The organism is Pajaroellobacter abortibovis (genome assembly GCF_001931505.1).
Classification (GTDB): Bacteria; Myxococcota_A; Polyangia; order Polyangiales; family Polyangiaceae; genus Pajaroellobacter; species Pajaroellobacter abortibovis.
Genome location: NZ_CP016908.1, coordinates 1,021,983 through 1,042,975 on the forward strand (window position 1 = coordinate 1,021,983; position 20,993 = coordinate 1,042,975).

The window sequence follows — 20,993 nt, forward strand, 5'->3', positions numbered from 1 at the left end:
CCATTGAGTTCGATGGAAGATATTTCTCTCTTTATTTATCGATGAGTAACTTAGATGAAAATCAAAAAACTCGAGTTGGTCGGGTTCAAATCTTTTGTCGATCGTACCGTACTTCAATTTGATCATGACGTCATTGGAATCGTAGGACCCAATGGCTGTGGTAAATCCAATATTGTCGATGCCATTCGGTGGTGCATGGGGGAACAATCGGCTAAACATCTGCGCGGTCGCTGGATGGAAGATGTCATCTTCAATGGCTCAGAAAGTCGAAAACCTCACAGTGTTGCCGAAGTAACGTTGATCTTCGAAAACACAACTCAAAGTTCCGAGCTTCCTATTGAGTATCGTGAGTATCCCGAGATTGCAGTGACGCGTAGGCTCTACCGCACAGGAGAAAGCGAGTACTTTATCAATAAGACCATTGTGCGGCTGAGAGATATTACCGATTTATTCCTAGGTACAGGTGTCGGGACCAAGGCGTATGCGATTGTAGAGCAAGGAAAAATTGGATTCATTATCAGCGCGAAACCCGAAGATAGACGCATCCTGATAGAGGAAGCAGCCGGCATCACCAAATTCAAATCCAGGAAAAAGGAGGCCGAGCGAAAAATAGAGTTAACCGAGCAGAATCTTTTGCGCGTCGGCGATATCCTCTTCGAGATCACACGAAGCCTCGATACCCTACAACGACAAGCGAAAAAGGCGGAGCGCTACCGCGCTTATCGCGATGAGTTAGAAGATCTCCAGCTGTACGAAGCCTCCCACCGATATCTTGAGCTTGCAGGTTGGATAAAATACATCCGTTCAGAGGTAGAGCGCTACACGGAGAGAGCGGAACACTCCTCTTCTGAGGTCCAGAAACTAGAACTAGAACTAGAAGCTCATAAAACCAAAGTTCACGCAGGAGAAAAAACACTTGAATCAGCTCAAAAAGAGTTTTTTCTTTGTGAGACTAAAATTAGGGAAGAAGAAGCTACACTCACTCATGCACAAGAGCGATTAAAAGAATTAACTGATCAACAGCAACAAACAGTACAGGAACGCGAAGTGCTGCAAGAGACAGCTTGCAAGATTGCTGAAGAAAAAGAAGGTCTCATCCACGAACACAAACAACTGCTGCAGAAAGAAGAGGAACTTGCACAACAGCTCATTCAGGAAGAACGAAGCCTCCAAGAGGTATTTCAAGACCAAGAGCAAGTTCGAAAGCAACTCGAAAGAGTACAGCAATCGATGGCTCGTGTCCAAGCTATCAAAGCAGGAGCAGAAAGCAAGCTCAATGCGCTCGAGCTGTATCAAAAAGAGAATGCCCATCGGTTGGAACGCCTGCACTTAGAAAAAGCAAACCTCGTTAAGCTCCAAGAAGAAGAAGCAAAATATTTCGCATCGAGCACCGAATCCTTCGCTCAGCTCCAGAAAAAGAAAAGGGAAAGCCAAAAGGCACAGCAAGAAATACAAGTTCGAATGACAGATTGTAAACAGGCGCTCGCATCTGCTGAAAAAGAATTTGAACAGATCAAAACGAAGCTGACTCATCAGCAGGCACGTCTTCACACGCTTCTCGAAGTACAAGCGCGACTCGAAGGGATCGATGCAGGTGTCAAAGTCCTGATGACGAGCAAAAATCCTACCATTGTAGGGCTTGTTGCTGATCGGCTGGAAGCGCCTGCTAACTTGACGCAAGCACTCGCTGCTTTGTTGGGATCACGCTTGCAAGAGATACTCGTACGCGATCGACAGGCCGGCCTTCAATTGCTGCATGAACTCATTCGTATTCCTAGGGGACGCGCTACGCTTTTACCCATCATCCCCTTTTCGTCCCCCAAAGAACCGCTTCCTGATGACTTACTCCCCTATCGTCTTCTCGATCGCACCCACTTTGCAGTTGAAGATACCTCTTGGGTCGAAGCGCTCTTAGGAAATACGCTCCTCGCAGAAACCACCTCTCAAGCAGAAGAGTTTCAACAGCGTGCCCCTCATGCGACAGTTGTCACAGTAGAAGGATTCGTGTTTTATCCTGACGGAAGAATCGCAGGCGGTCACGACACAGCAGAAAGATTGCTCGAATCCAAACGAAAAATCAGAGAGCTTAAAGAAGAAGTGCAAGCGCTTGAACAGCTTGTTCGACGACGTAGAGAGGAACAACAAACAGCGCGTCAAAACCTCACTCAGATTGACAAGGAGTTTGAACAAATCAAAAAAGAAGCGCATCTCGATGAATTGAACGTTGTAGGAACAGAAAAAGACTTACACCGCATCCAATCTCAGATTACACGCAACACAGCCCATTTGGCCAGACTTGAAGAAGAGGAACTGAGTCTTGTTGCACGTCTCAAAGAAATTCATCAAGAACTTGAAGAAGTACAAATGAGCTCCGAAAAAGCAGTTGATGAACTGACAATCTTCATGGACCAAATCCAGCGTCAAGAAGCAAACATCGAGGTGTATCGAGAACGCATGAGCAGAAGACGCCGTTCAGTCACTGCAAAGAAAGTTGACTTGGCAAGTCTTAAAGAAAAGCTTCATGCTTGTAAACAAACTCAATTCCGCTTAGAGTTAAGTGTGCAAGAGACTGACGAGCGAAAGAAAAAGTTAGATGCCCAGCATAATCAGCTGCTAACTCTTTCACAAGAAGCACAAGCATACTGTTCCCAGCATCAAGAGCAGCGCGCTCAAGCTGTTGTACACGCCCAAGAAGCATCTCACACACTCTCTCAAGCACGCGCTGTGATAGAAGCTCTCCGTCTGGAACAAAAAACAATAGAAGAGCATTTCAAAAAAGCACAAGCCAAAGCTTATGAAATCAGTCACACGCTGATGCAGTACAAGATGGAATTGCGCGCGAAAGAGATAGAGATGATCTATCTCATAGATGGAGTCACTGAGAAATTCCGAGGACTGTCGCTCAAAGAAGTGATTGTTCAATATCACCTCAGGCAACCTCCTACTGAAGCGATCCATCAGCGCATTCAGAGCCTTATTCAACAGATTGAACGAATGGGGAGTATCAATCTAGAAGCGACGAAAGAGTACACCGAAGCGCAAGAGAGGTATCAATTCTACAAAACACAAAAGGATGATTTAGAACAGGCGCTCGCGGATCTCCACACCGCGATCCAACAGATGGATACGCAATCCAAGCGCCTTTTCGAAGAGACCTTTCGCGCTATCAACGAACAATTTAAGAACCTCTTCCCAACCATTTTTCAAGGGGGGAGCGCTTCGCTTCGGCTCACGGCTCCAGAAGATCCACTGGAGACGGGAATTGATATTTTAGCGCAACCACCTGGCAAAAAACTTTCGACGATTGAATTGATGTCTGGAGGGGAGAAAGCATTGACAGCTATTTCCCTCCTCCTCGCCATTTTTCAGATTAAGCCTTCCCCCTTCTGCATTTTAGACGAGGTGGATGCCCCTCTCGACGAAGAGAATGTGGCACGTTATCTTGAAGTTGTACGCGCCATGACGAATCATTCCCAGTTTATTCTTGTCACCCATAGCAAGCGCACAATGCAAATGGTGGACGTCCTCTATGGGGTTACCATGGCAGAACCCGGCGTATCCAAAATGGTGGGGGTTAAGATCCACGAGGATACGAAATCCAGCGGATGATTATGACAGAAATTGAACCATGAATTTGGATCAAGCGCCAGTCAAAGAGGACGCAGCTCCCCTCTCTCCACTCCTTGTCTTAAGGATAAAGCGCTTAGAAACAATCTGCAAGAAATGAGATCTGTTCTCGTCTGCTATTCAGGAGGAGTTGACAGCGCATTGGTACTCGCAATAGCGCATCAAGTCCTCAAAGATAAAGTGATAGGGGTCACTGCAATCAGTCCTAGTCTTGCCTCTTTTGAAAGAAAAGCAGCTATTGAAACAGCTCAAAAGATTGGCACACACCATGAGTTGATCTTCACTAAAGAAATCAATCAAGAAGATTATCGCAAGAATCATCCCGATCGCTGCTTTCACTGCAGGTCAGAGCTGCATCAGTTAACTAAGAAAAAATTGGGAGAATGGGGTCCCAATTACATTATCAACGGGACTTAACTCGACGATCTCCACGATAACCGCCCTGGCTTCAAAACTGCCCAAGAATAAGGAGTTCGAAGCCCACTTATCGAGGCCGAATTCTGTAAAACAGATATCCGCCTAGCTGCGCAAGCTATCGGGCTGTCTCTCTGGAATAAGCCTGCTGTCGCTTGCATCGCAAGCCGAATCCCTCACGGCACTTCTGTCACGGAAAAACGGCTAGCTCAGATCGGCGACTTCGAGCTCTCCTTACACCAACTCGGGGTTCTTCAAGTAAGAGTTCGGTGGCATCATTCCACCAACTCTTTTCAAGAAAAACCGATCGCCCGGATTGAGCTCGGTGCAGAGGAGATCAAACGAGCTGTTGATCTGCGAGAGGCAATTATTGAGGCAGGGAAACGCCACGGTTTCCATTTATATAGTCCTGGATCTAGAAGGATATCGTTCTTCTGGCCTCACACATCTCCCCTCCTCTTAATTCCCCCACACCTCTTCTGAGCTTTTCTAGAGTTTCTTCTCAAGCCCTCCCTAAGCACCCATCTTCTTCCAAAGAAGTCGGAAGAGCAGCAATAAAGGATCGCGCATCCTGAAGTCGATCCACTGGAGAAAAAGACATCGCTTGAGCAAGAAGACAGCGCCAAGCAGGCGGAACAGCACTTAAAATAGCCTTGCCATGACGGCCTTGCCAAAAAGTACTAGCCTGCTTTTCATCATTGAAGGAGCCAAAAAAAGAATGTAATGAAGGCACTCGCCCCGTCAGGCATTCATAGAGAACGACGCCTAAAGAAAACAGATCTGCGCGTAAGTCGACTCGGCTTCCAATAGCCTGCTCAGGGGCCATATAGCCTATTGTCCCTATCGGCGTATCAATGTTGGTGATCTGTTCCTCCTCCCCTTCCCTACGTGCGATCCCAAAATCGATAACTTTCAGGTCGATTGTTTGGTCATTGTGAGTTTCTTTCAGAAACAAATTGGAAGGCTTGAGATCGCGATGGATTACCCCCACTTCGTGAATCGCGGTCAAAGCGTCACAGGCTTGTCGAGCAATGGCAATGGTCTCCTCGGAGCTTAAGCACCCTTTGATGGACAGCCTTTCGCGGAGAGATTTCCCTGTGAGTAATTCCATGACGAGAAAGGAAACACCTTCAGGCAGAAGCCCGTGATCCAATATCTCAACGATATGAGGATGCTTACAGAGAACAAGGATTTCTGCTTCTCTTCGAAGCCGATTGACCGTAATCACATCATGAGACGAAGCTGTTCGCAGTAATTTGATCGCAACTGTGAGGTAGTCCGTCATCCGCACCGCTTTATAAATCACCCCACTGGCACCAACCGCAATCCGATTTTGAAGGAAATAATGGCCGATAAAACTGGTTTCTCCAAGTTCAGCAGGAACTCCCAGCGCGCGATTTTCGCAGAGCATCATGCTCCGTTCAAAAGCGCGAATCCGGATCGACTGAGCGCGATGTTGGGTCTGTTGCACGCGATAGTACTTCCACAGAAGACCACTCAACCCACCTAGGACAAGCCCTGCCCCAATGTACACAATTCCCAAAGGAGAGGGGAAACTCAAAGTCGCTGGGATGCAAGCCATGGTCACGCCGATCCCAGCCCCCAATTTACTCGCCGGTAGAGAGTAAGGTAAGGTCCACCGCACATCAAATTCATGGTAGACGTGTTCGCGTTCTTGGAGAGGAATCACGGGTTTACAACTCACAAACACGGCTCTTCCATATCCAAAGAGTGCTGGCACTGCTGATAAAAAAGCCAATCGATAGAAAGTAAGCAGTTGGTCCTGTTCAAGAGACAGATCATGTAAAATGTGCATTCGACCTTTCCATCGATTCGATTCCACCTCCACCGTTTCCCAATGTACTGTCCGTCCGTGCTCGCTTTCAAAGAGATCCAGTTGAGAAAACGCTTCTTCAGGAAGATGAGAGCGGCGTAATAACTGAGTCCATGCACCTAGTGTGTCAGCATCGATTAAATACTTCCACACCCGGGCGATCGCATGTCTAGAGGTCAGCTGGACAAAAAGAACAAGGGCTTCATGCAGTAAAGGGAGTGGAATAAAATAATTTTCGTTCGTGAAATCGTTTCGGATCATTCTGATCCCTTTAAGCCATCTCTCCGCAACCTCTGCACCCTTTTCCATTTCAAGATAGCGAAAAAGGGCTTTAAAAGCGACCGCTCTCGTTTGTCCAATTGCTGCACTGCGCCGTTCGAGAGAAGCCCACGCGGTCATCCTCAAGATTTCACCTCATCTACACAAATAAGTAGATAAGCCTGGCATATTGACCCTTGAAAAGAGAGCAAACAGGCATCATAAAAAGAATGATGAAAGAATAAAAAAAGCATGTTTTTCGCTTCTTTATGGAAAGAGTAAAAGGGAAGTACAGTATAACATTAAAATGGACTTTCCAGCATCGATGTCCATTCGCCCACATTATGCTTTTTCTCTTCCATCTAATTCAAGTGAAGTGGATTCTTATGGAAATTAAGCAACACCTGAAGCTCAGCCAACAATTGGTTATGACACCACAGTTACAGCAGGCTATCCGCTTGCTTCAGCTATCTCGCCTCGATCTGATCGATGAAATTAAAAAAGAGCTGGACGCCAACCCTATCCTCTCTGACGAAGAAACAGAATCTTACACCACTGATCTATATCATGTAGAGGGAAATGGTGTCTCGCTAGCAAGCATGGCAGAACGACTGGGTTCATCGAGCATTGAAAGACGGATTGAACACAAGCAAATTCAAGCAATTGACTGGGAACAACTTCTCGAGAATCAAACTCTCCAGAAAATACCAGAATACCGATCGAGGTTTGAGGACCCTCCCACTACTGAATTGCTCACCAACCCAGCGGATGCGCTAATCGACCACCTCCGCTTTCAATTGCAACTGAGCGATTTTATTGAAGAAGAACGTTATTTTGCCGAATTAGTCCTCGGCAATCTAGATGACGATGGATTCTTGGATTTAAAAGGGATCGAACGAGAAAATGGCGAGCGAACATCAGACTTAACCGTTGAAGACCTTGCGCAGGAGGCCGGACTGCATCCTGAAGATGCACATGAAGTGCTTGCCATCATGCAACGATGGGATCCTATAGGTTGTTGCACAAGCAGCTTAACAGAATACTTACAAGTGCAAGCAGAGGTGCTCGGATATGATGAAATTGAACAGGTCATTTTAAAAAAACATTTACATCACCTAGAGAAACATCATTATCAGGTCATTGCAAAAGATCTCAAGGTACCGATCGAAAGAATATACGAGGCTGTCAAAGAAATCCGAAAGCTTAACTTCCGCCCTGCACAAAATTTTACAAGGGAGGAACAAAAAAATATTACCTTGATTCCAGATGTCTATGTCATATCAGACGGAGGGAAGTGGATTGTTTTAGACAATGATCGAGGAATTCAGCGCCTTCATATCAACAATACCATGGTCAAGCAAATCCTCGATGATCCTCAACATCACCAGCAAGCACACACCAAAAATTTTATATGTGAAAAAGTGAGAAACGCTCAGTGGCTGATACGGTCTATCGAGCAACGAAGAAAAACTATCATCAAAGTCACCCAATGTATTGTAGAGAAGCAGCTCGATTTTTTTGAATATGGAATTGCTTATCTAAAGCCACTCGTATTAAGGGATATCGCTGAAGCAATTGGCATGCATGAATCTACTGTAAGTCGGGTGACTGCCAATAAGTATGTGCATACACCTCAAGGAATATTCGAACTGAGGTATTTCTTTAACTCTTCCATTCGTCGGACAGCCGAGGAAAATATCGCATCAGAAAGTGTCAAACAAGCAATCAAAAAAATGATAGAAGAAGAAGATAAATCAAATCCCTTGAGTGATCAGCAACTCGTCGAACTTCTTTCCAAACGTCAAGGGATACAAATTGCGCGAAGAACTATTGCAAAATATAGAGATATGTTAGGAATTTTAGCTTCAAGTCATAGAAAAAGGGTTTTTTAATTCCTATCTTATGCATAGATGACGAACATGATGAGAGCATGATCGATCGTACGAAACCAAGTGAAGTTGGGTGTAAAAATAAGGAGGCCAAAGTATGAACATTACGATTTCTTTTCGTCATATGCAGGCAACAGAAGCAATGAAAGTGCATGTCTTAGAAAAGGTTGGGAAACTCCAAAAGTTCTTTAGGCAGCCTCTCCAAGGTCAAGTGGTTATGAGCTGTCAAAATCATCGGTTGCACAGCGTTGAAATGGATTTGCAAGCAGGTTCAGTGCACTTCCATGCTCACGATACGACAGAAGATATGTACGCTACAGTCGACAAAGTCATTGACAAATTACATCGCCAAATTGGAGATGAAAAATCAGCCAACACCACGAAGAAAAAAGGTGGAGAAAGAATGGCTGAGCACTTTGAAATGGTCCCCCCTGCCTCGAAAACTTGATCCACCTCTTCTTATCCTAGTGTTCCACCCGTTGCTTAAATGTGTGCTATTCGTTCAACGAGTATCACCAATTGTAAAAGCATCCATGAGAAGAGGAATGTGGACAAAGCTATTCATTCAGTAAAAAACGTCGAATCTTCCTGGAACATGAATAAGGCATGATGGTTTAAAGAATGATCTCCGATAAATTAATAGCTTCCCCCCCAAAAGAAAGCAGAAGCCGAGGGGGGCCTATGCACTTCAGTAAGCTACTCTCCATCGAGCGCGTTGCAATCTGTCTCCCTTCTCCCCACACAAGTGCACCAGGATATCTACCCCTCTCTCTTACCAAACAAGAAGCGCTCGCTCTTCTCGCAGAAATGCTTGCAACCTCTACGGATTTATCAAAAGAAGAGATCTTACGGGTTTTGATGGAGAGAGAAGCGATCCAATCCACCGGGATCGGAGAAGAAGTAGCCATTCCTCACGCCGCCTTGACTGGAATTAAAGAACAATACGCTTCTCTCTTGATTGTGCCAGAGGGGGTAGAGTTTGCAGCTATCGACAGCAAAAAAGTAAAAATCCTTTTCGCTGTTATTGGAACCAAATATAATGCAGGGGAACACTTAAGGACGCTAGCACGTGTCTCCAGGCTTTTGCGAAATCGGTTCTTTCGTGAACAATTGATTGCAACACGTGATGCAGAAACCGCCCTTTGGCTGATTGCACGAAAGGAAGAATCTGAAGAAAAAAAGCACGTTAACCATGCACCTGAGTGAAGAATCTCGTCAATTTATCCCTGAGGTCTGCGTCGAAGCACTTGTGCGCTCACCACATTTAACGGTCTCCTTAGAACAAGTGGCCGGTGCAAAGGGAATAAGCAGGCTTCTTCGACATCCTCGTATTCAAAAATCAGGGCTTGCACTAACGGGTCATTTCTTTGGAGTGGTTCCTACACGCGTCCAGATTTTAGGAGAGACTGAGCTTTCCTATCTCCACGCGCTCGATCACACGCAACGTCAAACTGCAAGCCGTGGTTTTTTCTCTTTAAAATTGTCTTGTGTGATCATCACTCATAACCAAAAGCCTCTTGCCTCTCTTGTAGAAAACGCAGAAGAGACGAATACCCCTCTTTTCGTGTCTGATAGTCGCTCGAGCAGGACGATCAACAGCATTCACGAAGTACTCGATGAACTCCTAGCACCACGCAGTATGCTCCACGGTGTGTTGATGGATGTCTTCGGAATAGGACTTCTCATCCTCGGAAAGAGTGGAATTGGTAAGAGCGAATGTGCCCTGGAGTTAATTCTGAGAGGACATCGGCTAGTCGCGGATGACGTGGTACAGTGCGAATGGCATCCACCAGGCACTCTCTTCGGCTCTCCTTCCCACACACTGCGTCACCACATTGAAATCCGAGGGCTAGGCGTTCTTAATATTAAAGCTCTTTTTGGAGTTACAAGCATATGTAAACGCAAACGGATCGATCTTGTTGTGCGACTCGAAGAATGGAATGACCGTCAAGAATACGAGAGGATTGGGCTGGAGAAGAAGTGTTTCATGTTTCTCGGGACAAAGGTGCCAGAACTGACTGTGCCTGTAAGGCCTGGGCGAGATATGGGGTCGATCTTGGAGATGGCAGCTCGCAACGAGCTACTTCGACAAGCAGGCACAGATTCAGCACGTGATTTTTTTGCAAAAGTGAATTCGCATCTCGGGAACTACCCTATCGAATCAGAAGAAGAAGAAAATGTTAATTTTCTTCATTACCACTTTTCTAAGCAGGCTCAGACGTCTCCCCCTCCCTCCAAAAAAAAATCAAGGGAAAACAATGTGTTTTCGGTCACAACAGAGAGCGCCTCATGGATCCCCACCGCAGAACCATCCGTAGAAGGAGAGGATTCATGAATGAACATTCCGACCCATCAAAAGCTGCCGCATGTCGCACTAATGTGACCATCATTACAGGACTTTCCGGTGCAGGGAAAACAACAGCCCTTCACGCATTAGAAGACCGCGGTTTTTTCTGTGTGGACAATCTCCCAACCCCACTTATCCCAGAAACCGTACGGGTATGTGAAGGAGATGAGATTGCTCACTTAGCACTCGGGATCGATGCGAGAGTAGGTTCCTTTTTAACCTCGATAGAAAAAATTATTCATCTCTTAAAGAAAGAGGAAAAACGCGAGATCAGACTTCTCTTTCTCGATGCCTCAGATGAAGTATTATTGAGTCGATTTAAAGAGACACGGAGACCCCACCCTGTACGCATCCGACCAGCAAATTCAGAACGAACAGACTCATTCGCAATCATAGATAGCATTGCACTGGAACGTGAACGGCTCGCTCCTCTCCGAGCCTATGCGACACAGGTGATCGATACAACTCATTTTTCGCCTTACGATCTGCGGAATTTGATCATTACCCATCAATCCTCAGAAGACGCTGCGCGGATGATTATCCGTCTTTTATCTTTTGGCTTCAAATATGGTATTCCCGTCGACGCTGATTTCCTGTTAGACGTGCGGTTCCTTAAGAATCCATACTTTGTTTCATACCTTAAAGCATCTAGTGGAGAAGATCAAGAATGCTCTAATTTCATCCTCACGCTTCCACAGACTGCTCAATTTCTTAATCATTTAAAAGAATTATTGCATTTCCTTATGCCTTGCTACGAACAAGAAGGGAGAAGCCACTTCACCATGGCAATCGGCTGTACAGGAGGCCGCCATCGATCGGTGGCTTTGGTGAATGCACTCGCTTCTTTCATTCGGGATCAACTCAAGATGTTCGTTGCTACTTTTCATCGAGATCTCCATCGTCCTAATTTGGTACGTCCTCGAACTCAGGATCAAAGCAACAAAATCCAACCATGAGTGAGCATGCTTCTCATCGATTTACGATCATCAATCAACTGGGGCTTCATGCCCGTGCAGCAACTAAACTTGTCCAACTAGCAGCACGTTATCCCTGTGAGGTTTTTCTTTTTAACGGAACCTATAGTGCTAACGCAAAAAGCGTCATGGGAGTGCTCCTGCTCTGCGGCGCAAAGGGCACAGTGATTGAGGTACAGGCGAAGGGGGAACAGGCCGCTGAATGTGTACAAGCGATTGGAGAAATGATAGCCAATCGATTCGGAGAAGCGCGATAGCCTGAAAATTACTTGTTCACCTTCTCTTTTTCTTTACATCAAAGTTTATTTTCCACAAACTAGAGGCTCTTGATCGTGTCTACCTCAGTTGTGATCCAAGGCAGTGCTGCCTCTCCTGGTATAGCAATAGGATCTGCTTTTGTTCTTCCAGAACAACCATCTTTCTACCATCAAGGTCGTATTTCGCCTGAACAGATCTCTCTAGAACTTGAAAAGTTTAGAAAAGCGGTTCAACGATCAGAAACAAATCTGAATCATACAATCGCACGCACTCTTAAATTAAATGGAAACCAGAAGCAATTAGCCATTTTAGAGACGCACCTTTTAATGCTCCAAGATCCATTTTTGCATCAACAGGTAGAATACCAAATTGAACAACAGGGGATGACGGCAGAATGCGCAGTCACCACAGCCACAAAGCAAATTATTGAGCTCTTTCAGGACCGCACTTCTCTTGATCCACAACAAACATATATTATGGAACGGAGGAATGATATTACATCGATCACGCGGCTCATTTTACAGGAACTGAAGGGATGCTCTTCCTTCCATAACTCATCCGTACATCAGCCAGTCATCCTTGTGGCACGTGATCTTTCTCCTGCAGAGATTGTGAGTATCGATTTAAAATACATTCTCGGCATCATCACAGAAACAGGAACGTCCACAAGCCATACTTCCATCTTAGCTCGCTCGTTCAAGATCCCAACCATTGTAGGGGTTTCTGATGCACTCCATTCCATCCATACAGGAGTAAACCTGATCGTAGATGGATTCGATGGAAAAGTGACGATCCACCCCACCCTTTTCGCCCTCCAAAAAGCCATCACGCTAACGCTTCAAAAGATGATGGAACAGGCTGAAAAAAAAGAAATGCTGCGTCCTCATTCATCTCATATCAACTCTTCTCAGGGTGGACTCACCCAATGTCAAACCCCAATCTGCCTTAAAGCAAACGTAGGGTTTCCAAGCGAAGCTACTCTTGCTCTTGAATGTGGAGCGGAAGGGATCGGTTTGTACCGTACCGAATTTGTCTACCTAAGGCAAACGAGTGAACCAGATGAGGAAGAGCAATACCGCGTCTATAAGTCGGTTGTGGATATTGTTTCACCTCATCCTGTTACATTTCGCACATTTGATATTGGAGGGGATAAATGGGTTGGATTTCTCCCCCTCCATCTAGAAAAAAATCCCGCCTTAGGTCTACGCGCGATTCGGCTAGCGCTCCATCATCCCCAACTGTTTCTCAATCAACTGCGCGCGATTGTACGTGCGAGCGCTCACGGAGAAGTCCGAATCCTTCTCCCTTTCATCACTCATCTTCAGGAACTGCATCAAGCGCGTCAATTGATCCAGCGCGCGCAAGAAGAAATACAAGCACAAGGAATCCCCTGCGCACCCCGCATCCCCATAGGAATGATGATAGAAGTCCCTTCTGCTGTCATGATGGCGGATGTATTTGCTCGAGAAACCGATTTTTTTAGCCTAGGAACAAACGATCTCGTGCAATATGCCCTCGCTTCTGATCGAAATCACCAAGGGACTGCATCTTCTTTTCATCCAGCCATCATCCGCATGATCAAAATGGTTGTGCAAGCCTCTGCTCCCCATCAATCCTCGCTTTCTCTCTGCGGGTCTATGGCATCCAATCCATTCGGAATGGCTCTGCTGATAGGCTTAGGGCTGCGGGAATTCTCAATTGAAGCGAAGGCAATTCCAAATATGAAAGAGGCACTGCACCACATAACCATCTCAGAATGTGAAGAAAGCGCACGTGTGATCTTATCGTGTGAAACAGAAGCTCAAATCAAACGTATATTGACCGACCGCTTCGGCTCACGATTTATCAACCTCTTTGTAGAAGACCCTTTCTTCCCTTTCACAACTGATCCGAAAACGCTTTAACTAGGTTCTGCTCTCACGTAATTCTTATTTACCTTTCCCCACTTGATGGAGAGCTTGGATCAGGGTATCCGCTTTTTTGATCAGTCCCTCCCGCGCTTGTAGCACAGTCCCCCCACTGGTCCCATTTCCACACAGCTCTTCCAGAATATTATTAACTTGAGCACTAATCTGCGCTATCGTCCCTCGACCCCCAGCAGCACAGACACGCTCTACGCTTTTGGGATCAACATGCAGAGCAGAAGAGTGGTTCGTGATATCCCCCTTTTTATAACGAGCAATGTTAGTTTTAATCCCCTTGTCGTTGAGAAAAGAGAACTGATCTGGCAAAGCTGTACGAGGTCCAATCGCAAGAGGGGCAGCCAGCGGAGCTAGTACAGCGGAAGGATTCCCTTGGGGATCTTTTCCCAGAAGGGCAATCTGTGCGATCGTTAACAAGTCCGAGGGAGTAGCGTCAGCTTTTCCATCGAGCGCCTTCGACAGGTTTTGCATTATCTCAGACATTACTGTCTTGCGCTTATTAAATCCCTGAACCCCTGTTACCAATTCAACCAACTGTATCATCGTGTCACGAGAGAAAGCAATAAATCGGCGTCCTACAAGGACACCCCCTTCAAAATCAATGGGAGCAGCTGCGAGAACTTTAATGAGATCAGGAGGTATTCGATTTTCTTTAACGAGGACATCACGTACCTTCTCCATCTGATCCGCAAGCATTTGCATTTCATCTTTCGCTCGCCCAAGAGCCTCTGCTAATCCTATCGCATCTGCCTGGCTCTGATGCATAGCAAAGCCTCGCTCGAGAGCCCTACCGCTCACATAAGCAACTATTGCAACCAACAAGGCCACTACGAGACCAATCGTAAACCCTCGCTTCCGAGCCCCTTTCTTGGCTATCTCGATCGTCTTGTCATCGAGCTGAATCCGATGGTAAATCGGATCCATCGGATCTACTGGAGGAAAAAATCCAGGCTCTTGAATCGAAGGCAATCCACGCCCACCTTTTGTCTGATGGTTCTGTTCATCTCCCAAGGGAGCTTTTGTAACTCCTTTTGGGGGCCGTTGCGCATACCGCGCACCAGCTTCCGCTATGCGTTCTTTTCCTCGAGGAAAAGCAGACTGCTCTTTGGTCGACAAAGAGGAGGTCCGAGGGAGAGGACCTGGTGTGGGGGATGGAGGAAGAGGAGGAAACGTACGTGAACCTGCACGCAATGGGGGGTTATTTACCTTCTTCTCTTGTTGTTGTCTGGAAGGTAAATTGACTTTCGATTTTTTCTCGTCGGTCATATTTTTCGGCTTTCTCTCCATTTAAAGTAAGATAGATTCAATCAAGATTACGATTTAATTTCTGATGATGTGAATCGAAAAAGCTGATCCTTTGATAGAACATACTCCCGATGGATTACACTCGCCACACACAAATCAGACCAAACATTTAAAGTAGTTTCGACCATATCTATTAGATTATAAAAGGGAAGAATAATTCCTAGCAAATGAATAGGGATATTCATACTAGATAATAGACTGGCACCCAAAAAAAAACACCCCATTGGAACTCCTGCATTTCCTATCGCAGCAACTGTTGCAACCACAATCCAAGTAGCCATGGTAGAAAACGTAATGGGGATTCCTTGATTCTGCATTAGGTAGATCACAGTTGTAAAAATAAAAGCAGCACATCCATTCATATTGATGGTCGTACATAAGGGCAAAACTAATCGAGTGACCTGGGGATGCATGCACAATTTGGCCTCCGCTGTGTCAATGGTGATTGGGAGAGTGCCCATAGAAGACTTGGAGAAAAAAGCGATAGAGAGGGCAGGCATCATGTCTCTCATCATCGCAAATGGCTGCATGCGATGCATTTTCAGCCATAAGGGTAGTATCACCAATCCTTGGGTCAGATTAGCCAGCAGAATCACAGCTAAATAAGCACCAATGCTACCGATATTAATCTCCCCTTTGATCTGGACCAAAGTGGTGGTTACGAATCCATAAAGCCCCAGCGGAAGGACGGTAACTACCCAACCGGTCATGACCAAAAACAGCCCGTGCAACCCTTTAAAAAAGTGGCGCATAACCTCCCGCACTTCGCGATCGGGAATGGAGCGGATCGCAATCGCAATGCAGATCCCGACCAAAAGCACCCCCATGACTTGATGCTCCAGAAATGGAGTGAAGATATTGCTTGGGATCAGATCGGATACATATTGCCAGTAACGGATAGATTCAGCTGCCTGTAGCTGTGCTGGAAGCAACTGTACTGTCTCGTGTATATTTGGAGGTTGGATCAATCTATAAAAACAGCAACTGACAACAGCCGCCATCACCGTCGTGGTCACAGTGTAGAACAGCGTTCTGCGACCGATGCTTTTAAAATAGGGCTCTTCATGAGGAATAGAGAGCGTAACAATCATCGAAAGCGCGAGGATCGGAGTACTTAAGCACCGGAATAATTTGATAAAAACCTCAGATAAAAAGGAGGCAAACGTATGCAGAAACGTAACAGGAGACAATCCACTGATAATTCCGAAAAGGATCATTAACAGATATCCTACCAGCGGATGATACAATTGCCTCTTTCCAGAGAGATTGAGAGGAGTTGAATTGGGTGGAGGGGAAGATTCTATCATTTCATTTAATGTTTTTCTAAGAGTGGATACCGATGGATACTCCAGTTTCTATTCTATGCATTGATCATTACGACTCTTTCACTTTTAACATAGTACAATTGTTTTCAGAAGCACTCGCACACGTCGAAGTCATTGCGAATGATGCGATCACCATAGAAGAAATCCAAGCGCGCCATCCCGATGGGCTGCTCCTCTCCCCAGGTCCAGGAACTCCAGAAGAAGCCAGAACCACTCTCGAGGTCATCTCCAAATTTGCAGGATCCATCCCTATACTCGGTGTCTGTTTTGGACATCAAGCGATCGGACACGTGTTCGGCGCTCAAATAGTCCAAGCAAATCGTCCTATGCACGGGAAAACTTCACCGGTTATTCACGATGGTCAGACCATTTTTCAATCGATCTCCTCCCCCTTCGAAGCAATGCGTTACCATTCCCTCATCGTATCCCGTTCCTTGCTACCCGCTTGCCTGGAGGTCAGCGCATGGACTCAAGAAGGGGAAATCATGGGGCTCCGGCATCGCACATGGAACCTAGAGGGGGTTCAATTTCACCCGGAAAGCATCTTAACCCAAGAAGGGGGAACGTTAATGCAGAATTGGATTCGACACCTTTCTTCAACTTCATCTAGAATCGCTTCATAAAGAATAGTATGGAGTCAGTAAGTTGAGTCTTTATCAATGGATTGATGTGTATCTGGATCACTTGCGTGTCGAGCGTGCGTTAAGCTCGAATACGCTTGAGGCCTATGCCAGAGATCTTAATAAACTCGCTTCCCATTTTCCAGAGAACACAGAACCTCACCAACTGACCGTTGAAGCGCTCGCAGATTCACTCTGCGCGCCTGCATGTCGCGCTTTGGGTACCCGATCAGCAGCGCGCCATCTCTCAGCTATCCGTGGATTGTTTCGATTTCTGGTCCGAGAAAAAGCGATTCCCCAAGACCCCACCCAGCTGTTGGGTCGCCCCACTATCAAACGGAAGCTACCTCACGTTCTATCGCAAAACGAGGTTATGAGACTCTTGGCTTCACCCAACCTCACAACTGATCGAGGACAGCGCGATGCAGCCATGATCCAATTAATGTATGCGTCAGGGCTTCGAGTTAGTGAGTTATGCGCCCTTCGTGTGAGCGATTTGGATCTGCAGTCTGGGGTCGTTCTCTTGAGTGGGAAAGGGGGAAAAAAGCGCTTGATCCCGATTGGAGAAGTCGCCCTTCAACATATCAATATTTATTTAGAACAGATCCGTCCTCGATATGCTAAGCCAAATGAAACTGTCCTTTTTCTATCCCCCCGTGGTAGAGCATGGACACGACAGGGATTTTGGAAGCTTGTCCGTCGGTACGCGCGCGCAGCAGGGATTCAATCCCCTCTCTCCCCGCATCAACTGCGCCACTCTTTTGCAACTCATCTCTTGCGAGGAGGGGCCGATTTACGCTCTGTTCAGACAATGTTGGGGCACGCAGACTTAGGAACCACAGAAATTTATACTCACATTGCTTCGGATCATCTGCAAATAGTCTATAAACGAGCACATCCACGCGCTTAAAAAAGCTTGACACCGATCAAGAAATATCGTCATTCTGAATGCATCAATACAAAATTCAACTTAGGAGTCGAGGAATCTAAGGATATGGCCAAAAGCGATATTACAGGGAAAAGAAGGATGCGCGCGCATCACGTGTCTCACTCCAACATCAAAACCAAATGCTGGAAGCATGTGAACGTTCACCAAAAGAGAATTTGGGTCCCTGAACTGAATCGGTTTGTGCGGCTTTATCTGACCACCCGCGATCTGCGCACGATCGATCGAATCGGTGCGCTTGCCTATGCCAAAAAATTTGGTGCCTGCCTCTCCAGTTATTAATGAGGGCCTCTAAAAAAAGATATCTAGAAAGGATTGAGTTATTTCCTACAAGAATTCAATCTCCTCTTGATTTCCTAAAAAGGAAGAGACTTTTTACCTTCCCTTCGAGAAGCTCTCCCTGTGAGAGGTCGATGCTCGCGCAAGCGCTTTGATATATTCTTCCTTATAAAGAATATCGTATATTTTTTCGGTCATGAGAATCTATTTTTAGTGAAGTGATTATAAAAATTGGGAGAAAGAAAAATTGGATTGCTTTTAATTCTATTTAAAATCATTTCATAAGTAGCGCTTCGAATAAGCTTAATCCAATGTGCTTCTCCCGGAGAGACGGATAGTTCCACTCCCTCTGGTATAGCAAGCATATCGGTACATCAATTGGTTCTCCTCTTTGTATTCCAAGCCCTACGATACCGATCAAGAACAAGCTCAAAATAGATATTTTCACTGTTGTTTTTTGTCCAATGGTCATGTTCTCTTTTCCTCAAATGACTTGCGTATTGAACAACTACAACGTCCACAATCTATCTCTCGATGCGCTTGCCTCCTCCTATTGATTCAATATTATGAGATGAGTTTTTAACAAGTGGGAGAGGACTAAAGACATAAAAATCATTTTGATAAACTGCATAGCGAATTCAAATCTTTTTTTTCTAACATACTTTGAAACTCTAAACGATAGGATCCGATTTGAGATTCCATATTCTCACTTCTTATTTGAATAGCAATTTTTTTGAGATTTTCAATTATATTTAGATAATATTTGCTTTTCATTTAGCTTGACCGATTCCAGGGATCCGTCAATTGTCAGCCGTTGTAATGTACGACTCAAATAAGTATCTAGCCGTGTTAAAATATCGAGAGCGGACAATAATCTAATTCTTCGGTAGCTCCCAAATACATATCTCTAATTTTCAGCTCATCCATTTCGATTTCCCTCCCACTGCTGTATCCATCTAGCTCTAGCAAAAAAAGAAACTCGACCTGGTATCAAACCACCCCCCACCATTCAAATAGGTTTAAGTCGCCCCCAGAAAAAAAAGAAACCCTAACCGCAAACCTTTACTTTTAACTAGATCACTTAAAGATCAATGTTTTGATTAGAGTGGTTTAAACAGCCAGATTTTTCCCTTTTAAAAATACAAATGAAACCCTTTCGTTTCTCCTCGTAAACAAGCAATGGCAAGAAATTTCCCTCTCGTTCGCTCATGCCCTTCTCGAAGAACCCCTCCAACAGTATCTGATGGTCTCAAACTGGCTGCTGTGCCCCCTATTTGTTCCAGAAGAGGCTGCGCTTTCGCGATCTCCTCTGGAGTCCCCTCCACTCCCACAACCAGGTCCACCAGTCCGTCCGTTTCCCTTAGAAAAATAGGGGCCTCGGCCGAGCGCGGGGTTCCTGGTTTTGCCCGAGGCCAACCACGCAAAACAGGAGCGGCAAGGGGAGGAGCGATCAGATCAAAATCAAGCATAGGGATTCCCTCCTCCACCTCTTCATAGCAAGCCACAGCAGTAAGCCCCCATCTATCCGCAACCCCCACGATCTGGATTCGCCGAAGTCCTGCAAACGAAGGGAAAGCAGGGGCAGGGAGATATTCCTCACCGCTCCAAGGCAATGGAAACAATGTAGAGCCTTTTGTTTTCTTTTCGAATCCTCGAAGGATCAGAGGCCGCACCTGTTCCATATCTTCGCGGGTAATCAATCCACCTGCGATTTTTCCGAAAGCATCCACAAAAGCACTCGCAATTCCGGCTTCTGAAAATACAAGAGGGCCTCGATGTACGATTTGCTGAAGAAGTGAAATACGTTGACGGGAAAGAAAACGAGTCTCCTTCAAAGCGAGAGAAAGCGCTGCACTCCACGAAAGCGTTCCACCGATTGCAAGTGCAGCGGCCAGCGCACCTGGAAAACAGGGAACCCCCACATACGCAGCTTTTGGGATCGAATCGGCCGGTTGAAATCCACGGGGACGGCGCGTGCCGAGGCCAGGTTGGCGAACACGTCCGTCCACCGCCTGGACTCCAAGACCGACTCCACCCATCAAAATCTGGACAGGACCTAGCAGGACACTCGGCGAATGCGCACATGCTGAAAAAAGACCTGCTACCAAGGCATCGATTGCATTTCCTCGGCGCAAAACATCCGTAGCTACTGCCTGTACGATTTCTTGCGAAGCCATAACCATCCCGAAGGGATTTATCTTTTTCACTCTTCTTCCATCCCTTTCCCAAAAAATAGAAAATCAGGAGGCGCTTTAATCCCCATCACAAATTCATGGGAACACTTATTCTGAACAATACGCCTGATCTCTTTCGCTTCTCGAGAAGCCCCCCTCGTCTCGATGATCAGGTAAGCAGCCTGACGCTCTCCAATCGCTTCAACCACTCTCTCGAGAGCGCTGGGCCCGAAGGAACGCGTCTCCCCTAAACCGCGAAGGCGACCATAGAACATGCGCCCCTCCGGAACCAGATCACGGGCTGGATCGACAACAACGAACACCCCCCACTTCTTCGCCACTGAGATCGCTTCTTCCAATTCCCATACTCCTGTAGGTTCCCATGCGAGACAAATAATTGTGCGAGATAGACGTTCAAAAACGGAGGCTAACCGATCGCGCCACAGAGGAGCAGGTGTGATATCGGAAGGGGTTTTAAGCAAAAAACACTTAGCCTGAAGCGCCTCGACAGCCACCTGCACAGAAGCCAGCTCATGTTCCAGCGCTCCGCCAGGCCTCAATTGAGACAGATATTTCCCTCCTACTACACAGAAATCGAAGGACGTAGGAACTTTTTTACGCCATTGCCGAAGCGCTTTGATGCCTGGCTCCATCCGAAAGTCTCCTTCTTGACTTCCCTTTGAAGGAAGAGAAGAAACAGACACTTCCAGAAAATCAAAATGCTTTGCATAAGACTCAAGGCTTCCCCGAAGTGCCTGAGCCCCTATACGAAATCGAGTACTCATGACCATCTCCTGTTTCTTGTGATGCGCTTATCCTCA

At 46.1% G+C, this 20,993-nt stretch carries 17 protein-coding genes; 12 read left to right on the forward strand and 5 right to left on the reverse strand.

Annotated elements, in window-relative coordinates; translation table 11 throughout:
- The first annotated feature begins 54 nt into the window (after positions 1-54).
- The gene (smc, locus tag BCY86_RS05175) at positions 55-3,609 is read left to right on the forward strand and encodes a chromosome segregation protein SMC (protein WP_075276784.1); all 3,555 of its coding nucleotides are present in this window, start codon (positions 55-57) and stop codon (positions 3,607-3,609) included.
- Between the two features lie 114 nt (positions 3,610-3,723).
- A complete protein-coding gene (locus tag BCY86_RS10345; protein WP_245776198.1) occupies positions 3,724-4,044 on the forward strand; it encodes an asparagine synthase-related protein in 321 nt (106 codons plus the stop codon).
- Positions 4,045-4,543: 499 nt separating this feature from the next.
- On the opposite strand, the gene BCY86_RS05185 is transcribed toward BCY86_RS10345, so the two are convergent.
- Positions 4,544-6,274 carry a serine/threonine protein kinase gene (locus BCY86_RS05185; RefSeq protein ID WP_075276785.1) on the reverse strand — a complete coding sequence of 577 codons (1,731 nt, stop codon included), beginning with the start codon at positions 6,272-6,274 and terminating at the stop codon, positions 4,544-4,546.
- A 245-nt stretch (positions 6,275-6,519) separates the two neighbouring features.
- On the opposite strand from BCY86_RS05185, the gene rpoN reads away from it, so the two are divergent.
- The 7 genes from rpoN (at position 6,520) to ptsP (ending at position 13,505) form a co-directional block, all read left to right on the forward strand.
- The gene (rpoN, locus tag BCY86_RS05190) at positions 6,520-8,025 is read left to right on the forward strand and encodes an RNA polymerase factor sigma-54 (RefSeq protein WP_245776199.1); all 1,506 of its coding nucleotides are present in this window, start codon (positions 6,520-6,522) and stop codon (positions 8,023-8,025) included.
- 94 nt (positions 8,026-8,119) lie between these two features.
- On the forward strand, positions 8,120-8,470 hold the full coding sequence (hpf, locus tag BCY86_RS05195; protein WP_075276786.1) for a ribosome hibernation-promoting factor, HPF/YfiA family: 351 nt from the start codon (positions 8,120-8,122) through the stop codon (positions 8,468-8,470).
- 233 nt (positions 8,471-8,703) lie between these two features.
- Entirely contained in the window at positions 8,704-9,228 is a 525-nt protein-coding gene (locus BCY86_RS05200; protein ID WP_075277601.1) for a PTS sugar transporter subunit IIA, read from the forward strand.
- The gene (hprK, locus tag BCY86_RS05205) at positions 9,215-10,357 is read left to right on the forward strand and encodes an HPr(Ser) kinase/phosphatase (RefSeq protein ID WP_075276787.1); all 1,143 of its coding nucleotides are present in this window, start codon (positions 9,215-9,217) and stop codon (positions 10,355-10,357) included. Before BCY86_RS05200 ends, hprK begins: the two co-directional genes overlap by 14 nt.
- Positions 10,354-11,325 carry an RNase adapter RapZ gene (rapZ, locus tag BCY86_RS05210; protein ID WP_075276788.1) on the forward strand — a complete coding sequence of 324 codons (972 nt, stop codon included), beginning with the start codon at positions 10,354-10,356 and terminating at the stop codon, positions 11,323-11,325. Before hprK ends, rapZ begins: the two co-directional genes overlap by 4 nt.
- Positions 11,322-11,600, forward strand: coding sequence for an HPr family phosphocarrier protein (locus tag BCY86_RS05215; protein WP_075276789.1), 279 nt, complete (start codon positions 11,322-11,324; stop codon positions 11,598-11,600). Before rapZ ends, BCY86_RS05215 begins: the two co-directional genes overlap by 4 nt.
- Before the next feature lie 75 nt (positions 11,601-11,675).
- Complete coding sequence (ptsP, locus tag BCY86_RS05220) at positions 11,676-13,505, forward strand: phosphoenolpyruvate--protein phosphotransferase (protein ID WP_075276790.1); 1,830 nt, start codon at positions 11,676-11,678, stop codon at positions 13,503-13,505.
- A gap of 24 nt (positions 13,506-13,529) precedes the next feature.
- Here the strand turns inward: ptsP and BCY86_RS05225 are convergent, their stop codons facing one another.
- A complete protein-coding gene (locus BCY86_RS05225) occupies positions 13,530-14,789 on the reverse strand; it encodes a hypothetical protein (RefSeq protein WP_075276791.1) in 1,260 nt (419 codons plus the stop codon).
- Positions 14,790-14,836: 47 nt separating this feature from the next.
- Complete coding sequence (locus BCY86_RS05230; protein ID WP_083604214.1) at positions 14,837-16,135, reverse strand: dicarboxylate/amino acid:cation symporter; 1,299 nt, start codon at positions 16,133-16,135, stop codon at positions 14,837-14,839.
- Positions 16,136-16,167: 32 nt separating this feature from the next.
- Here BCY86_RS05230 and BCY86_RS05235 point away from each other — a divergent pair, with 32 nt between their 5' ends.
- The 3 genes from BCY86_RS05235 (at position 16,168) to rpmB (ending at position 18,001) form a co-directional block, all read left to right on the forward strand.
- Positions 16,168-16,776 carry an anthranilate synthase component II gene (locus BCY86_RS05235; protein ID WP_075276792.1) on the forward strand — a complete coding sequence of 203 codons (609 nt, stop codon included), beginning with the start codon at positions 16,168-16,170 and terminating at the stop codon, positions 16,774-16,776.
- A gap of 22 nt (positions 16,777-16,798) precedes the next feature.
- Positions 16,799-17,683, forward strand: a complete 885-nt coding sequence (xerD, locus tag BCY86_RS05240; RefSeq protein ID WP_083604215.1) for a site-specific tyrosine recombinase XerD — start codon at positions 16,799-16,801, stop codon at positions 17,681-17,683.
- 84 nt (positions 17,684-17,767) lie between these two features.
- Complete coding sequence (gene rpmB, locus BCY86_RS05245; protein WP_075276793.1) at positions 17,768-18,001, forward strand: 50S ribosomal protein L28; 234 nt, start codon at positions 17,768-17,770, stop codon at positions 17,999-18,001.
- Positions 18,002-19,131: 1,130 nt separating this feature from the next.
- Here the strand turns inward: rpmB and BCY86_RS05255 are convergent.
- Both BCY86_RS05255 and BCY86_RS05260 read right to left on the reverse strand, forming a co-directional pair.
- Positions 19,132-20,205: a hypothetical protein gene (locus BCY86_RS05255; protein ID WP_075276795.1), complete on the reverse strand. Its 1,074-nt coding sequence runs from the start codon at positions 20,203-20,205 to the stop codon at positions 19,132-19,134.
- Positions 20,202-20,957 (reverse strand): DUF72 domain-containing protein, encoded by a 756-nt coding sequence (locus BCY86_RS05260; RefSeq protein ID WP_172824812.1) that lies wholly within the window; start codon positions 20,955-20,957, stop codon positions 20,202-20,204. Before BCY86_RS05260 ends, BCY86_RS05255 begins: the two co-directional genes overlap by 4 nt.
- Positions 20,958-20,993 lie beyond the last annotated feature (36 nt).

Bases quoted from the DNA above. Each gene is read 5' to 3' on its own strand.
- rpoN (WP_245776199.1), top strand. From the start codon at position 6,520: ATGGAAATTAAGCAACACCTGAAGCTCAGCCAACAATTGGTTATGACA.
- BCY86_RS05200 (WP_075277601.1), top strand. From the start codon at position 8,704: ATGCACTTCAGTAAGCTACTCTCCATCGAGCGCGTTGCAATCTGTCTC.
- BCY86_RS05230 (WP_083604214.1), bottom strand. From the start codon at position 16,135: ATGATAGAATCTTCCCCTCCACCCAATTCAACTCCTCTCAATCTCTCT.
- BCY86_RS05185 (WP_075276785.1), bottom strand. From the start codon at position 6,274: ATGACCGCGTGGGCTTCTCTCGAACGGCGCAGTGCAGCAATTGGACAA.
- rapZ (WP_075276788.1), top strand. From the start codon at position 10,354: ATGAATGAACATTCCGACCCATCAAAAGCTGCCGCATGTCGCACTAAT.
- hpf (WP_075276786.1), top strand. From the start codon at position 8,120: ATGAACATTACGATTTCTTTTCGTCATATGCAGGCAACAGAAGCAATG.
- smc (WP_075276784.1), top strand. From the start codon at position 55: ATGAAAATCAAAAAACTCGAGTTGGTCGGGTTCAAATCTTTTGTCGAT.
- BCY86_RS10345 (WP_245776198.1), top strand. From the start codon at position 3,724: ATGAGATCTGTTCTCGTCTGCTATTCAGGAGGAGTTGACAGCGCATTG.
- BCY86_RS05260 (WP_172824812.1), bottom strand. From the start codon at position 20,957: ATGAGTACTCGATTTCGTATAGGGGCTCAGGCACTTCGGGGAAGCCTT.
- BCY86_RS05235 (WP_075276792.1), top strand. From the start codon at position 16,168: ATGGATACTCCAGTTTCTATTCTATGCATTGATCATTACGACTCTTTC.
- BCY86_RS05225 (WP_075276791.1), bottom strand. From the start codon at position 14,789: ATGACCGACGAGAAAAAATCGAAAGTCAATTTACCTTCCAGACAACAA.
- BCY86_RS05215 (WP_075276789.1), top strand. From the start codon at position 11,322: ATGAGTGAGCATGCTTCTCATCGATTTACGATCATCAATCAACTGGGG.
- rpmB (WP_075276793.1), top strand. From the start codon at position 17,768: ATGGCCAAAAGCGATATTACAGGGAAAAGAAGGATGCGCGCGCATCAC.
- hprK (WP_075276787.1), top strand. From the start codon at position 9,215: ATGCACCTGAGTGAAGAATCTCGTCAATTTATCCCTGAGGTCTGCGTC.